Consider the following 14,773-nt stretch of genomic DNA (forward strand, 5'->3'; position numbering starts at 1 on the left):
TTTTAATTTGCGCGATGGATTACGATTGCCGATTCATTGCGGCGTTTGTAGCGTTTTTTTACTTTTCGGAGCGGCCGGCTTGGTTTATTTTGCAAGTTGGCTGGAGATAGCCCCTAAGTTATGGTAATCTTTTTTGTAAAGAGAATACATATATGTAGAAGGGATTTTTCTCGTTATAAGAAAAACCGCTATCGAAGTCCTTCGAGGATGAGCGACCGCGCTTAAGCGGCAGTATTGATCGCCAATAAGAATTCGAGTATCGGAGTGGCTGAACAATTTATAAAAATTCTTATGTGGGAAAAAACGATCCGGCACGCCTCTTCAAGAGGTTATCTCAGCGGAAAGGTACGTTCCGTATGAAACGAAAATTTTCAGACAGGGCCAATTGGCGGCGGATATTGCGCAAAAGCTTTTCCAGCCTGGCATTGGACAGCGACGAGTTTAGAGGGCTAGTTACGTTTTACCGCATTCATGAGCTTCGGGAGCCTTTATGGAAAGAATACAACGGCAAGCGTTTGTGCGTGGCGGACCGCGGATATTTATGGATGCAGCATTTTCCGAGAGGGGAGCATTTCGTCGTTACGACGATGTTTGACGACAAGGGACGCGTCGTGCAGTGGTATATCGACGTCTGCAAGACGCAGGGGCTTACCGACCAGCAGGTTCCGTGGTTTGACGATTTATATTTGGACGTCGTCGTGCTGCCGAGCGGCGAGGTGTTCCTGCTAGACGAGGATGAACTGGAGGAAGCGGTCGCCGTCGGCGACGTCACGGGCAAGGAGGCGGCCTTGGCCCGCAAAACGGCCGGCAAGCTGCTGTCAAGCATCAAGGGCGGAAGGTTCCGTTATTTTACGATGAGCTTGAAGCATCGCAAGACGCTGCTGGAGCGAATGGGAGAGGTAAGCGAATCATGAAACCGAACAATCGCAGAGGGAGCAGCTCGCGGAAGCGGAAATCCGCCCGCCCGTGGCTGCTTCTGTTTCGTTTAATGAGCTGGTGCATCGTGGCGGGTGTATTCTGGTGCGGGTATTTATTGTATCTTATTAACGGCTACGATTATTCAAGGGACGCGCCCAAGGCGGATGCGGCGATCGTGCTGGGAGCGGCCTTGTGGAACGACATGCCCAGTCCGGCGTTAAAGGAGAGGCTTGATTCTGCCTACGGGCTGTACAAGGAGGGCAAGGTCGGGAAACTGATCTTGACCGGCGGACTGGACGGCAACGGCTCCAAGCTGACGGAGGCGGAAGGCATGCGAAACTATTTGGTCGCGCTCGGCGTTCCGGAGGACAAGCTCTTGCTGGAGCTGAAAGCACGGAGCACTTACGAGAATTTGCTGTTCAGCAAGCCGATTGCCGAAGCGTACGATTTGGACCGGCTGCTTATCGTGACGCATGATTACCACGCGTCGAGAGCGGACGAGATCGCCGGTTTTTTGGATTACTCGAATTATACGATGGCGGCTTTTCCGTCCGAAGTATTGAATCCGGTAAAAAACGAGTCCCGCGAGGTGCTGGCTTACACGAAATGGAAGCTGGACGAACTGTTGCTGAGCTTGGGAGCCGGATAACAAACGAGCATCCGTTCCAAAACTGTTAATATGACCGATTCCGCTAGAATACATTTGTAATGCGGGATATGCCTTGCGCGTGCTGCGAACGGGGCGTAAAGAGGCAGGCCGCAATCCATGACGGTGCGAAGGATAGGTGATGCAACAGATGAACGGACACTCCATTTCGGGAATGAAGAACGGTACGAGACCGTCCCGTCAGATTAACGTCGTGTTAAGAGGGTATGATACGAATCAGGCTTCCGCTCCTGCGCATCAGCCGGAAAGCGAGGCTTTGCCAGCCGTAAAGCCGCTGCCGCCGTCCGATCATTTCGCGGAAATCCAGAAGGAGCTGGATCCGATGATCGGAATGGAAAACGTGAAGGCGCTCGTGTACGAAATTTATGCGCTGCTGTATATTTCGCGCATGCGTTCGGAGGCGGGGCTGCATGGCGGCTCCCAGGTATATCATATGATTTTCAGAGGAAACCCCGGCACCGGCAAAACGACGATCGCGCGCATTATCGCCAAGCTGTTCCAGAAGATGGGCGTGTTGTCCAAAGGGCATCTGATCGAAGTGGAGCGCGCAGATCTCGTGGGCGAATATATCGGCCATACGGCTCAAAAAACGAGAGATTTGGTCCGCAAAGCGCTGGGAGGCGTATTGTTCGTCGACGAAGCCTACAGCCTTGCAAGAGGCGGGGAAAAAGATTTCGGCAAAGAAGCGATCGATACGCTCGTCAAAGCGATGGAGGATCACCGGAACCAGTTTATTTTGATTTTGGCCGGTTATCCGCTGGAAATCGAGCAATTTCTGCTTACGAACCCGGGATTGCCTTCGCGTTTCCCGATTCAGATCGACTTCCCGGACTATTCGATCGATCAGCTGATCCAGATTGCGGAACTGATGGCCAAGGACCGCGACTACGTTCTGATGCCGCAGTCCGTTTTTAAGCTGAGGCAGCATTTGATGACGGAGAAGATGAACGACATGTTCTCTTTCAGCAATGCGAGATATGTACGGAACGTCATCGAGAAGTCGATCCGCCATCAGGCGGTAAGGCTGCTCAATCAGTACGCCAGCGGCGTGCCTCCCAAGCAGGAGCTGATGACGATCCGGCCGGAAGACATGAAATGGCAAGCGGAATCGGCTTCGTCATCCAAGTTATAAGGACGAACCGTTTCGGCGAGAAAGATAGCCCATCAATAAGGAACGAACTTGTATTTTTTTATTTTTGAAGCAAAGCCGGTTTATCGCCGGCTTTTTTGCACTTTCTGCAGTACCTTTTGCACTTTTTGCAGAACCTTGTATAATTGAGGAGGGCCGCACGACAAGGCGTTTACGCCGGAGAGGCGGCTGCAACTTTCGACTGACGTTTGGCGTCTTGATCGCATAAGGGAGAGAATATACGAAACATGATACGGCAGCAAGAACAACAAGCCGCCTGGGAGAAGCTGGAGAAGCTGGCGGCCGAGGCGGAGCGGCTGGCGGACGAGCAGCTGCGGCATCGCGATTACATAGCGGAACGCAATCAATGGAAAGTGATTCGCGCGTTCCAGAAACATCAGGTCAGCGACTTTCATTTTGCGGGTTCGACCGGTTACGGTTACAATGACCGCGGCCGGGAGGTGCTGGACGAGGTATATGCGGACGTATTCGGAGCCGAGGCGGCGCTAGTACGGCCGCATTTCGTGTCCGGGACGCATACGATCGGCACCGCCTTGTTCGGCGTTCTGCGCCCGGGGGACGAGCTGTTATATATAACGGGGAAGCCGTACGATACGCTTCATAAAGTAATCGGAAAGCCGGGCGACGGCAAGGGCTCGCTGCAGGATTGGGGAGTCGGCTACAACGAGGTGCCGCTTTTGGAAGACGGCGGCTTGGATTGGGAGCGCATCGAGGCTTCCATTCATGAACGGACGAAAGTTGTCGGCATACAGCGGTCCCGCGGATACAGCTGGAGATCGTCGTTTACCGTCGGGCAAATCGGCGAGATGGTCCGAAAGGTGAAAGCGATCAAGCCCGACGTCCTCGTGTTCGTGGACAATTGCTACGGCGAATTTACAGAGCTGCTCGAGCCGACCGAGGTTGGCGTCGACTTGATGGCGGGCTCTCTGATCAAAAACCCGGGCGGCGGGCTTGCCGAAACAGGAGGCTACATCGCCGGAACGGCGAAAGCGGTTGAAGCGGCCGCCTACCGGTTAACCGCGCCGGGCATCGGCGGCGAAGTGGGCGCGATGCTCGGGACGCTGCGCTCGATTTACCAAGGGCTATTCCTTGCGCCCCATCTTGTCGGACAAGCCGTTAAGGGCAGCATATTGGCCGCGGCGCTGTTCGAGAAACTGGGCTTCGAAACGAATCCGCGCTGGGACGCGCCGAGGACCGATCTGATTCAAGCCGTGCGCTTCGGCAGTCCGGAGCATCTGGTCGCGTTCGTGCAAGGCATCCAGCAGGCGGCCGCCGTCGATGCGCATGTCGTTCCCGAACCGTGGGACATGCCGGGTTACGAGCATCCGGTCATTATGGCGGCCGGCACCTTTATTCAAGGCGGCAGCCTGGAGCTGTCGGCCGACGCGCCGATCCGCGAGCCGTATATCGCTTATATGCAAGGCGGATTAACGTATGCGCACGCGAAATATGGCGTTTTGACAGCTTTGCACAAAATGGTCGGCAGCGGATTATTGTAATTAAACCTAACACAACTTGACACGTTTTTGGCAGGACGTTACAATGGACGTATATATCAGATCTACTGGAAGGTTGATGCGATATGGGTGATGAAATTCGCAGAAATATGGCGTTATTTCCGATCGGCATCGTAATGAAGCTGACGGATTTGACCGCCCGGCAAATTCGCTATTACGAGCAGCATGAACTGATTGTTCCGGCAAGAACGTCCGGCAATCAGCGGCTTTTCTCTTTTAATGACGTCGAACGCTTGCTGGAGATTAAATCGTTAATCGAGAAGGGCGTCAACATTGCGGGCATCAAGCAAGTTATGTATCCGGTTTCGAAGGAATCCGAGGATGCGACGGTTGTCAGCGAGCAATCCGAAGTGAAGCGTCGGGAGCTTACGGACGCGCAGCTTCACCGAATGCTCAAGCAGCAGCTGCTCGAGAAGCGTCCGGGCCAGGCATCGCTTATTCAAGGCCAATTGACGCGTTTCCTGAACAACAAGCGATAGGCTGCTTCGGGCGGCGCGGCCGAAACCGGCAAGGCGGGTCCGTGCGAGGGATGACGCGGTACGTAAGAGCTTCTTGCGCAAGGCGGAAGGTTGTTCTTTCTAACTTGTATGACAGGATTTGGCTATGGGATTAGCATAAGAAGGATTAGCCGTGCAAACGAAAAAAGTTGCAGCTGAATAAGGAGATGAAAAAAATGGGTTACACGAAAGAAGACATTAAACGGATCGCGGAAGAGCAAAACGTAAGATTTATCCGGCTTCAGTTCACCGATTTGCTGGGCACGATCAAAAACGTGGAGATTCCGGTCAGTCAGCTCGACAAGGCGCTTGACAACAAAATGATGTTCGACGGCTCCTCGATCGAAGGTTATGTGCGCATCGAAGAGTCCGACATGTATCTGTATCCCGATCTCGATACATGGGTCGTATTCCCGTGGGTATCGCAGGATCGTGTAGCGCGGCTGATTTGCGACGTGTACATGCCGGACGGCACGCCGTTTGCCGGCGACCCGCGCGGTATTTTGAAGCGCGTGTTGAAAGAAGCGGAAGAAATGGGCTTTTCGGCGATGAACGTCGGTCCGGAACCGGAGTTTTTCCTGTTCAAGACGGACGACCGCGGCGAGCCTACGACGGAGCTGAACGATCAGGGCGGTTACTTCGACCTGGCGCCTATGGATCTCGGCGAGAACTGCCGCCGCGAGATCGTGCTGACGCTTGAGGAGATGGGCTTTGAAATCGAAGCTTCCCACCACGAGGTAGCCCCTGGCCAACACGAAATCGACTTTAAATATGCGGACGCCGTTCGCGCCGCGGACCAGATTCAGACGTTCAAGCTCGTCGTCAAGACGATTGCGAGACAACACGGCCTGCACGCGACGTTTATGCCTAAGCCGCTGTTTGGCGTAAACGGTTCGGGCATGCACTGCCACCAATCGCTGTTCCAGGACGGCAAGAACGTGTTTTACGACGAAAACGACAAGCTGGGCCTTAGCGCGACGGCCCGTCAATACATGGCAGGCATTTTGCGCCACGCCCGGGCGATGGCGGCCATTACGAACCCGACGATCAACTCCTACAAGCGTCTGGTTCCGGGATATGAAGCGCCTAGCTACGTCGCATGGTCGGCGAGCAACCGTTCTCCGATGATCCGCATCCCGGCATCCCGCGGGTTGAGCACCCGCATCGAGGTGCGCAACCCGGACCCTGCGGCAAACCCGTATTTGGCGCTTGCCGTTATGCTGAAAGCAGGCTTGTCCGGCATCCGGAACAAAATGCAGCTGCCTGCGCCGGTTGACCGCAACATTTACATCATGTCGCAGGAAGAACTGGCCGATGCCGGCATCCAAAGCTTGCCTGTCGATTTGAAGGAAGCGCTCGACGAGCTGCTGCGCGACGAAGTCATTTGCGACGCGCTTGGCGATCACGCGCTCGCGCATTTCTACGAGCTGAAAGAAATCGAGTGGGATATGTATAGAACGCAAGTCCATCAATGGGAACGCGATCAATATTTGACGCTGTATTAATCGCATCGCAATAGCATATCAAAATTTCTGAAGCGGTTGAACGAGGTTTGGGGGCATTTTCGTGTGGCATGCAATGAATCCATTGCAGCCCCGTGATGCCCCCAAATGTTTAGATGCCGCCGGTTCATGCATTCTTAATAGATATATTGGTCTGGTTACTCCATGTGGAAATGGATTTGCTGCAAAGCATTTGGAGAAATAGATTTAACTTCACCACGTCAACTGGTCGTGCGGGCGAGAGAGGGGTCACAATGAACTGGTTGGTTCGTTTATCTTATATTCTCGGTGCTTTATCTCTTTTAACGATCTTTCTCTCCACCGTGTTTAGCATTACTATATCTCTTGTATCCATCATCCTTGGAATATTGTCAGTCATCATTGTTAAAAATAAACATGCCATAGCTTCATTAGTTTTAAATCTAATTTGGTTTTGTTTAATCATGTTGTTCTTGTTTTTTGTAATTATTAATTTTTCAACTTTGGAGTAGTTTATCCGTACGGCGGCGAACCCTCTTGAAATTTTTGAGAAGCCGTTCGCGTTCGAACCTTCGGCTCTTGAATTCTCCATGAATAACCTCAGTTGCGACACATCCACACTTTCCTGGCTATTCCGCTGCTTCTGTTTTGCTTTACAGCCTTACAATAGTCCAAATAGATTTCAACGACAAAGGTGTTTTTTTGTTCACTTATAGGAGTGACGTCTGAAGCGAACTGGCGTTTTCTTCTTGTTGCATACAGAACATGTGTTTGGTGTATAATAAGAACAAACGTTCTTGTATGGAGTGATCGGAGTGGAGAACTATATCGGCAAGGTCGTACAGCTTATTTATGTCGACCGGAAACAACAGGTGAGCATCCGGGATGTAAAAGTGATTTCGGTCAAGGAAGGCCGTTTTAAAGCATACTGTTTCTCGGCGAAAGCCATTCGCATATTTAATATGTCCGGGGTGGTCGATATGGAGCTGATAACAAAGAAGCGGGCATGAGAGGTAAGGCGGCGGAGGGGACGAGGAGGTCTTCCCGAAGTAAAGCTATAAGTTCAAAGGAGATAATCGATTGGGGAATGGTTGCGGCGAACGGAGTATCCGTTAATAGGCTGGCACGTGAAACGGTTCGTCCCGGAGAAAGACGAACCGTTGTAGCGTTGAATCGATTAGTGAATGTCGCGGAACAGGCCGATGACTTTGCCGAGTATCGTGACGTTCTTCAAGCGGAGCGGTTCCATGGATGAGTTCTGCGGCTGAAGCCGGATATGATCCTTTTCTTTATAAAACGTCTTGACCGTCGCCTCGTCTTCTTCGGTCATCGCGACGACGATATCGCCGTTCGATGCGGTGCTTTGCTGGCGGACGATGACGTAATCGCCGTCATGGATGCCGGCTTCGATCATGCTTTCGCCGACGACGTTCAGGATGAAGACGTCGTCATCGCCGACAAAATGCGCAGGCAGCGGGAAATATTCTTCGATGTTCTCCGTAGCGGTAATCGGCACCCCGGCCGTTACTTTCCCCACAATCGGCACTTGCGAAACGGGCGTCCGGATCGCTTCGATCGGATCGTCCTGATCCAAAATTTCGATTGCCCGCGGCTTCGTCGGGTCGCGACGGATCAGCCCTTTCTTCTCCAACCGGTCCAGGTGGCCGTGAACGGTTGAGCTTGAAGCGAGGCCAACCGCTTCGCCGATCTCGCGAACGGAAGGAGGGTATCCTTTATCTCGAACTTCGTTCTTGATAAAATCAAGAATCGCGTGCTGTCGGTTGGAAAGCTTGGACAATGAAATCACTCCATTAGTATATTGATAAGAAAATTATAGCATAGAACCGGAGTTCGTACAAACATAAGTTCTTGGGCACAAAAGTTCGCATCGCCTATTGACCCAAACATTTGTTCGTGATATTCTCATATCAGAACAAATGTTTGGGGTGCATATAAATGATTATGAATCCATCGTTTTATCGTACAATACATAATGAGAAGCAGGCGAATAATCGCGTCAAATCGCCATGGTTGTCGTCCGGGAACCGGCTTATCCGGATTGTCGTCATCGCGCTGACGGCCGCTTTATTATTTACAAGTTTCCTTTTGATTACAACGAACGCCGCGAGCGGAACGGTTGAGGAAGCGAGCGTGTCGGAAACGGTCGTCGTCGTGACGGCCGGCGATACGTTGTGGGACATCGCATCTCATTATAGCGACGGTCATAAGGACATCGGCAAGCTCGTGTTCCTTCTAAAGGAGCGCAATGGGCTTGAGACGGCCGACATACGACCGGGGCAAACGATCGTTATTCCGGAATGGTAAACGACGAAGAGCCAAGCGTTCCGAAAGGTTGACGTTCATAATGGCATACGGCATCGGCGGCAGCTGTTCTCTCACCGGAAGGATGTGAGAACAGCTGCCGTTTTTGTTTTTCGGTGTAAGGTATTCGCCCTGTCATCGCCTTGACAATTAAGCTCGCATGAAGTCAAAATAGACAATAGTATTTTATTAAAGAGACAAGGCAGCAAAGCTGTTCTTAACACCATGGAGAGGAGCGTAAGAGTGGAGCAAATTATCGCACGAATCAACGAGCTGTCGCGCAAGCATAAGACGGTTGGGCTTAGCGAAGCCGAGCTGGCGGAGCGCGACGTGCTTAGAAAAAAATACCTCGAAAACTTCCGCCGCAATTTCCGTCAGCAATTGGACGCCATCGAATTCGTTGACGACCGGGACGGAAATTCGAAGTCCTAAACGACGCGTAATCGGTTTTCGAACGGCGGAGGGAGCTGGCGAAACGGTTATGACGCCGTCAAACGGCAATTTAGATAAACAGTAGGGGGATGTCCATTGTCAAGATCGTGGGAACGTAAAGTCCAAAAAAATATGTCGGCTTTAAACAAACAGCGAAAGAAGCAAGGCAAGATGCACATTGCGACCGGGGCGGCCAAGGTTGACCGTTATGTCGGCAGAAGCTATCTGCTGCCGCTGTTTTTGCTGTTCTTTATCGGTCTCTATGTCATCCTGTCGATGATGACGTTGAAGGAGTTCAATACGATGGAGTGGGTTACTGTCGCCGCTTATATCGTGCTTGCGTTGTTTTTCTTCCTTCGCCGCCCTTACCTCGCGGTAGGCAAAGATTATGTCCAAACGAGAAAAATGAGCAGAGACAGAGTGCTTAGAGCGGCGGACATCAAGACGATCACGTTGTCCCAAGGCACGATTATGATCGAGCCGTCGAAAGGCGCCAATTGGATATTCAGCAAGTGGATGAACCGCTATCCGACGGAGGAAATCGCCTCGCGGATGAGGGAGTTTGCGAATGCGAACCACATCAAGCTGCTTGAGAAATAAATTCGATATTAACAGCATAAATGGGAGAGTTGCGGAACTATGGCGAAGCAGGCGATTTTATTCGATTTGGACGATACGTTGTTATGGGATGAACGCAGCGTGAAGGAGGCGTTTGCCGCCACCTGCAACGCCGCCTCCGAAGCGACGGGCGTCGATCCGTTGAAGCTGGAGGAAGCGGTCCGGGCGGAAGCGCGCAGTCTATACGAAGCGTTTGAAGCTTTTCCGTTTACGAAAATGATCGGCATCAATCCGTTTGAAGGATTGTGGGCACGGTTTAAAAAAGGCGAGCATGAGCAATTCCGCAAGCTCGAGCAATTTGCGCCGACCTATCGCAAGGAAGCGTGGACACGAGGCTTGAAGGCTCTCGGCATCGATAACCCGGAGCTGGGGGGGCGGCTTGCGGAGCAATTCCCCGCCGAAAGGCGTTCCCGTCCGCTTGTATATGAAGAAACGTTCCGCGTGCTGGACGCGCTGAAAGGAGAATATAAGCTGCTGCTGCTTACGAACGGTTCCCCGGATTTGCAGCAGGAGAAGCTGGACGGCGTTCCCGAATTGGCGCCTTATTTCGACCACATCGTCATTTCCGGCAACTTCGGCGAAGGGAAGCCGGCTTCGTCCATTTTCCGTCATGCGCTGGAGAAGCTTGGCATTGAACCGGAGCATGGAATGATGGTAGGGGATAAGCTGACGACCGACATTAAAGGGTCAAACTCGATCGGCATGACCTCGGTATGGATCAACCGTCATGGAGCGCCGGCCGACCCGGAGATCGTTCCGACGCATGAAATTAAACATTTGGAAGAGCTGCTCACGCTGCTCGACAGGTAGACAGGCTAACGGCAGGCTGTATACGGAACAACAACAAAAAACGGTATCGCCTCTTGTTCCAAGAGGCGATACCGTTTCTTATTTTTCGCATCATCGATTATTTCGAGCTGACGAATTCCGGATCTTCGAACGGCGTCGCGATCCAGCCTTCTTTTTCGATAAACAGGCGGACGGCCACAATTTTGCGGTTATCCATCAGCGTAAAGAAGTGAGGCGTGCTTTCCGGAACGGAAATGACGTCGCCGGCTTCGAGCTCGACGTCGAAATAGCCTACGTCCTCGGAGCCTTTAATAATAAAGATTCCTTTGCCGGCCGTAATCGCGCGGATTTCGTCTTCGGTATGGGTGTGCACCGCTTCAAATTTCTGGAGCAGCTCCTCCAGGTTCGGGGTTGCTTCGGACAGCGTAATAACGTCCCAGATTTGGTAGCCGCGGCGGCTTGCCAAGTCCTTGATTTCGGCGTCGTAAGTTGCGAGAATTTGCTGTTTCTCTTCGTCGCTAAGCACGAACTTTTCTTTCAGCTCGACAGGGAGCTTGGACATGTCCCAATGCTCGTAAAGAACGTTCTGATTGTTGAGGAAGGACAACACTTCCTGTTCGTCTTCGATGCGTACGCCGGTGTTGCGGATTCGGATTTGCGCCATCTTTATTCCCTCTTTTCCAATAGGATTTAAATTTTATTGTTGTTAATTATAGCTCACTCTTGTAATATTGTCGATGGTTTACCTTTTCACGTCAAGTTTATTCTGATAAACTGATTGTTAACGATTTTGCGGAAGGGTGTACGCCTTGTCTAAACCGACGATTCAAGAAGCAATGAAAGAACGGATTCTTATATTGGACGGCGCCATGGGAACGATGATCCAGCAAGCGGGTCTTACGGCCGACGATTTCGGCGGGGAAGAGCTGGACGGCTGCAACGAGATGCTTGTCTTGACGAGACCCGACGTCATCAAACGGATCCATGAGCAATATTTGGAAGCGGGCGCCGATATTCTGGAAACCAATACATTCGGGGCGACGAGCGTCGTGCTCGCCGAATACGATATTCCGGAGAAAGCGCGAGAAATTAATCTGGCTGCGGCGAAGCTCGCTGTCGAAGCGGCGGAGGCTTATTCGACGCCCGAAAAGCCGCGTTATGTCGCAGGCGCTCTTGGTCCGACGACCAAAACGCTGTCGGTTACGGGCGGCGTTACGTTCGACGAGCTGGTCGACAGCTATTACGAGCAAGCTCTTGCGTTAATCGAAGCAGGCGTGGACGCCTTGCTTCTGGAAACGTCCCAGGATACGCTGAACGTAAAAGCCGGCAGCATCGGCATTCGCAAAGCGTTTGAGACGAGCGGCAAGGAGCTGCCGATCATGATCTCGGGTACGATCGAGCCGATGGGCACGACGCTTGCGGGACAAGCCATCGACTCGTTTTATGTGTCGCTGGAGCATTTGAATCCGATTTCGATCGGACTGAACTGCGCGACGGGACCGGAATTTATGCGCGACCATATCCGGACTTTGAGCGATATCGCCCGGACTTCGATCAGCTGTTATCCGAATGCGGGGCTGCCCGACGAGAACGGGCATTACCACGAATCGCCGGAATCGCTGGCCCGCAAGATGGAGGCTTTCGCCCAGCAGGGCTGGCTGAACATCGCGGGCGGCTGCTGCGGAACGACGCCGGAGCATATCCGGGCGCTCAGCGAGACGATGGCGAAATATCCGCCGCGCCGGGCGCAAGGGGAGCATCCGCCGGCCGTATCCGGCATCGACGCCGTCTACATCGAGCCGGAGAACCGGCCTTACATGGTCGGCGAGAGAACGAACGTTCTCGGTTCGCGCAAATTTAAACGGCTGATCGCCGAAGGCAAATACGAAGAGGCGGCGGAAATCGCGAGGGCCCAAGTGAAAAACGGCGCCCACGTCATCGACGTCTGCCTGCAGGATCCCGACCGCGAGGAATCGGAAGATATGCGCCGGTTTCTCGAGCTCGTCGTCAAGAAAGTGAAGGTGCCTCTCGTCATCGACACGACGGATCCGAAGGTTATCGAGCTCGCGCTCAAATATTCGCAAGGCAAAGCCATAATCAATTCGATCAATCTGGAGGACGGGGAAGAGAAGTTCGAACGCGTCGTTCCTCTCATTCATCAATACGGCGCAGCGGCCGTCGTCGGCACGATCGACGAGCGCGGCCAAGCGATCACCAGGGAAGACAAGCTGGAAGTCGCATTGCGCTCCCACGATTTGCTCGTTCACAAATACGGCATGCAGCCCGAGGATATTATTTTCGATCCGCTCGTATTTCCGGTCGGGACGGGCGATGAGCAGTATATCGGGTCGGCGAAGGAGACGATCGAAGGCATTCGTCTCATCAAGGAGAAGCTGCCGCAATGCCAGACGATTCTCGGCATCAGCAACATTTCGTTCGGCTTGCCGGAAGCGGGCCGCGAAGTGCTGAACTCGGTCTTTTTGTACGAATGCACGAAGGCGGGGCTCGATTACGCGATCGTCAATACGGAGAAGCTTGAGCGCTACGCTTCGATTCCGGAGGAGGAGCGCAGATTGTCCGAAGCGCTTCTGTACGATACGAACGACGAGACGCTTGCCGCGTTCGTCGCCGCCTTCCGCGACAAGAAGGTTACCAAGAAAGAGAAAGCGTCCAATCTGACGTTGGAGGAGCGGCTCGCTTCCTATGTCGTCGAAGGAACGAAGGAAGGGCTCATTCCCGATCTGGACGAGGCGCTCGCCAAATACGCGCCGCTCGACATCATTAACGGCCCGCTCATGAAAGGGATGGAGGAGGTCGGCCGCCTCTTCAACAATAACGAGCTGATCGTAGCCGAGGTGCTGCAAAGCGCGGAGGTCATGAAAGCGTCCGTCGCCTATCTGGAGCAGTTCATGGAGAAAAACGAGTCGTCCGTCAAAGGCAAAATTATGCTGGCCACGGTAAAGGGCGACGTTCACGATATCGGCAAAAACCTCGTCGAAATCATTTTGGCGAACAACGGCTACGAAATCGTCAATCTCGGGATCAAGGTTCCGCCCGAGCAACTGATCGAAGCTTACCGCAAGGAGAAAGCCGACGTGATCGGCTTGTCCGGCTTGCTCGTTAAATCGGCGCAGCAGATGGTGGTGACGGCTCAGGACTTGCGGAATGCGGGCATCGACGCGCCGATTATGGTCGGCGGGGCCGCCTTGACGCGGAAGTTCACCAAAACCCGCATCGCTCCGGAATACGAAGGGCTTGTATTGTATGCAAAAGACGCTATGGAAGGGCTGGATCTTGCGAACAAGCTGATGAATCCGGATTACCGCAAGGAAATGGAGGAGGAGCTTGCCGCTTTTAAAGCGAACGGGCCGGCTGCCGAGGACGAAGCGAAACCGATGCCGGCGCTTACCCGCGCCGTACGATCCGAAATTTCGCAGGACGCGCCGGTGTATATGCCGCCGGATCTGGACCGGCATGTGCTCCGAAACGTGCCGATCGCTCAGGTTGTGCCGTACGTCAATATGCAGATGCTGCTTGGCCATCATCTCGGCCTGAAAGGGAACGTCGAGCAATTGCTGAAGGAAGGCAACGACAAGGCGGTTCACTTGAAAGAAACGGTGGATGCCATTCTGAAGGAAGCGGCCGCAACGGGCATATTGCAGGTTCACGGTATGTACCGGTTTTTCCCGGCGCAATCTTCGGGCAACGATATTCTCATTTACGACCCGGTTCATCGGACGGAAGTAATCAAACGTTTCTCGTTCCCGCGCCAGCAGGTCGAACCGTATTTGTGCCTGGCCGATTATTTGAAGCCGGTCGAAAGCGGCGTGATGGATTATGTGGGCTTCCTCGTCGTGACGGCGGGCCAAGGGGTCCGCGAGCTTGCGAACAAATGGAAGGACCAAGGCGATTATTTGCGGTCGCACGCGCTGCAGGCGGTGGCGCTTGAGGTGGCCGAAGGGATGGCGGAGCGCGTCCATCATATGATGCGCGACATTTGCGGCTATCCGGATCCGCCGGAGATGACGATGAAGCAGCGTTTCGGCGCGAGATACCAAGGCATTCGCGTATCGTTCGGCTACCCGGCTTGTCCGAATCTGGAAGACCAGGGGCCGCTCTTCGAGCTGATGAAGCCGGAGGATATCGGCGTCGAGCTGACGGAAGGCTTTATGATGGAACCGGAAGCGTCCGTATCGGCGATGGTGTTCGCCCATCCGCAGGCGCAATATTTTAACGTCGACAAAGCCTAACCGGCGTTGGGATCGATCCCAATCCAATGTTGAAGCCGGGCCCCTTCATCGAATAGGCTTCGGCAGAAGCTTTTCTCTTAGAGAGCCTCTTGCGGCTTGGCTGCAGGACGCTCTCTATTTTCTCCCCGTCTT

At 53.3% G+C, this 14,773-nt stretch carries 14 protein-coding genes; 12 read left to right on the forward strand and 2 right to left on the reverse strand.

The window, feature by feature from the left end:
* The first annotated feature begins 356 nt into the window (after nucleotides 1-356).
* From ACFSW5_RS05265 to ACFSW5_RS05295, 7 genes are all read left to right on the forward strand, one after another.
* Nucleotides 357-914, forward strand: coding sequence for a DUF402 domain-containing protein (locus ACFSW5_RS05265; RefSeq protein WP_379270364.1), 558 nt, complete (start codon nucleotides 357-359; stop codon nucleotides 912-914).
* The gene (locus ACFSW5_RS05270) at nucleotides 911-1,567 is read left to right on the forward strand and encodes a YdcF family protein (RefSeq protein WP_379270365.1); all 657 of its coding nucleotides are present in this window, start codon (nucleotides 911-913) and stop codon (nucleotides 1,565-1,567) included. The genes ACFSW5_RS05265 and ACFSW5_RS05270 overlap by 4 nt, the downstream gene beginning before the upstream one ends.
* A gap of 148 nt (nucleotides 1,568-1,715) precedes the next feature.
* Nucleotides 1,716-2,717, forward strand: coding sequence for an AAA family ATPase (locus tag ACFSW5_RS05275; RefSeq protein ID WP_379270366.1), 1,002 nt, complete (start codon nucleotides 1,716-1,718; stop codon nucleotides 2,715-2,717).
* A 245-nt stretch (nucleotides 2,718-2,962) separates the two neighbouring features.
* The gene (locus tag ACFSW5_RS05280) at nucleotides 2,963-4,234 is read left to right on the forward strand and encodes a methionine gamma-lyase family protein (protein WP_379270367.1); all 1,272 of its coding nucleotides are present in this window, start codon (nucleotides 2,963-2,965) and stop codon (nucleotides 4,232-4,234) included.
* A gap of 83 nt (nucleotides 4,235-4,317) precedes the next feature.
* Complete coding sequence (locus tag ACFSW5_RS05285) at nucleotides 4,318-4,731, forward strand: MerR family transcriptional regulator (RefSeq protein WP_379270368.1); 414 nt, start codon at nucleotides 4,318-4,320, stop codon at nucleotides 4,729-4,731.
* Between the two features lie 194 nt (nucleotides 4,732-4,925).
* On the forward strand, nucleotides 4,926-6,254 hold the full coding sequence (gene glnA / locus ACFSW5_RS05290; RefSeq protein WP_379270369.1) for a type I glutamate--ammonia ligase: 1,329 nt from the start codon (nucleotides 4,926-4,928) through the stop codon (nucleotides 6,252-6,254).
* A 791-nt stretch (nucleotides 6,255-7,045) separates the two neighbouring features.
* On the forward strand, nucleotides 7,046-7,240 hold the full coding sequence (locus ACFSW5_RS05295) for a hypothetical protein (RefSeq protein ID WP_379270370.1): 195 nt from the start codon (nucleotides 7,046-7,048) through the stop codon (nucleotides 7,238-7,240).
* Nucleotides 7,241-7,407: 167 nt separating this feature from the next.
* Here ACFSW5_RS05295 and lexA read toward each other — a convergent pair whose 3' ends face one another.
* A complete protein-coding gene (gene lexA, locus ACFSW5_RS05300; protein WP_379270371.1) occupies nucleotides 7,408-8,028 on the reverse strand; it encodes a transcriptional repressor LexA in 621 nt (206 codons plus the stop codon).
* Nucleotides 8,029-8,186: 158 nt separating this feature from the next.
* Between lexA and ACFSW5_RS05305 the strand changes: the two genes are divergently transcribed.
* From ACFSW5_RS05305 to ACFSW5_RS05320, 4 genes are all read left to right on the forward strand, one after another.
* Nucleotides 8,187-8,555, forward strand: coding sequence for a LysM peptidoglycan-binding domain-containing protein (locus ACFSW5_RS05305; RefSeq protein ID WP_379270372.1), 369 nt, complete (start codon nucleotides 8,187-8,189; stop codon nucleotides 8,553-8,555).
* Nucleotides 8,556-8,795: 240 nt separating this feature from the next.
* Entirely contained in the window at nucleotides 8,796-8,984 is a 189-nt protein-coding gene (locus ACFSW5_RS05310; RefSeq protein WP_379270373.1) for a DUF896 domain-containing protein, read from the forward strand.
* Between the two features lie 171 nt (nucleotides 8,985-9,155).
* Nucleotides 9,156-9,584 (forward strand): hypothetical protein, encoded by a 429-nt coding sequence (locus ACFSW5_RS05315; RefSeq protein WP_379270374.1) that lies wholly within the window; start codon nucleotides 9,156-9,158, stop codon nucleotides 9,582-9,584.
* 39 nt (nucleotides 9,585-9,623) lie between these two features.
* Nucleotides 9,624-10,412 carry an HAD family hydrolase gene (locus tag ACFSW5_RS05320; RefSeq protein ID WP_379270375.1) on the forward strand — a complete coding sequence of 263 codons (789 nt, stop codon included), beginning with the start codon at nucleotides 9,624-9,626 and terminating at the stop codon, nucleotides 10,410-10,412.
* A gap of 97 nt (nucleotides 10,413-10,509) precedes the next feature.
* Here the strand turns inward: ACFSW5_RS05320 and ACFSW5_RS05325 are convergent, their stop codons facing one another.
* The gene (locus ACFSW5_RS05325) at nucleotides 10,510-11,055 is read right to left on the reverse strand and encodes a 1,2-dihydroxy-3-keto-5-methylthiopentene dioxygenase (protein WP_379270376.1); all 546 of its coding nucleotides are present in this window, start codon (nucleotides 11,053-11,055) and stop codon (nucleotides 10,510-10,512) included.
* Nucleotides 11,056-11,200: 145 nt separating this feature from the next.
* Here ACFSW5_RS05325 and metH point away from each other — a divergent pair, with 145 nt between their 5' ends.
* Nucleotides 11,201-14,641 carry a methionine synthase gene (metH, locus tag ACFSW5_RS05330; RefSeq protein WP_379270377.1) on the forward strand — a complete coding sequence of 1,147 codons (3,441 nt, stop codon included), beginning with the start codon at nucleotides 11,201-11,203 and terminating at the stop codon, nucleotides 14,639-14,641.
* The last annotated feature ends 132 nt before the right edge of the window (nucleotides 14,642-14,773 follow it).

Origin of the sequence: Paenibacillus thailandensis (assembly GCF_042685365.1) — a bacterium.
Taxonomy (GTDB): Bacteria; Bacillota; Bacilli; order Paenibacillales; family Paenibacillaceae; genus Paenibacillus_AP; species Paenibacillus_AP thailandensis.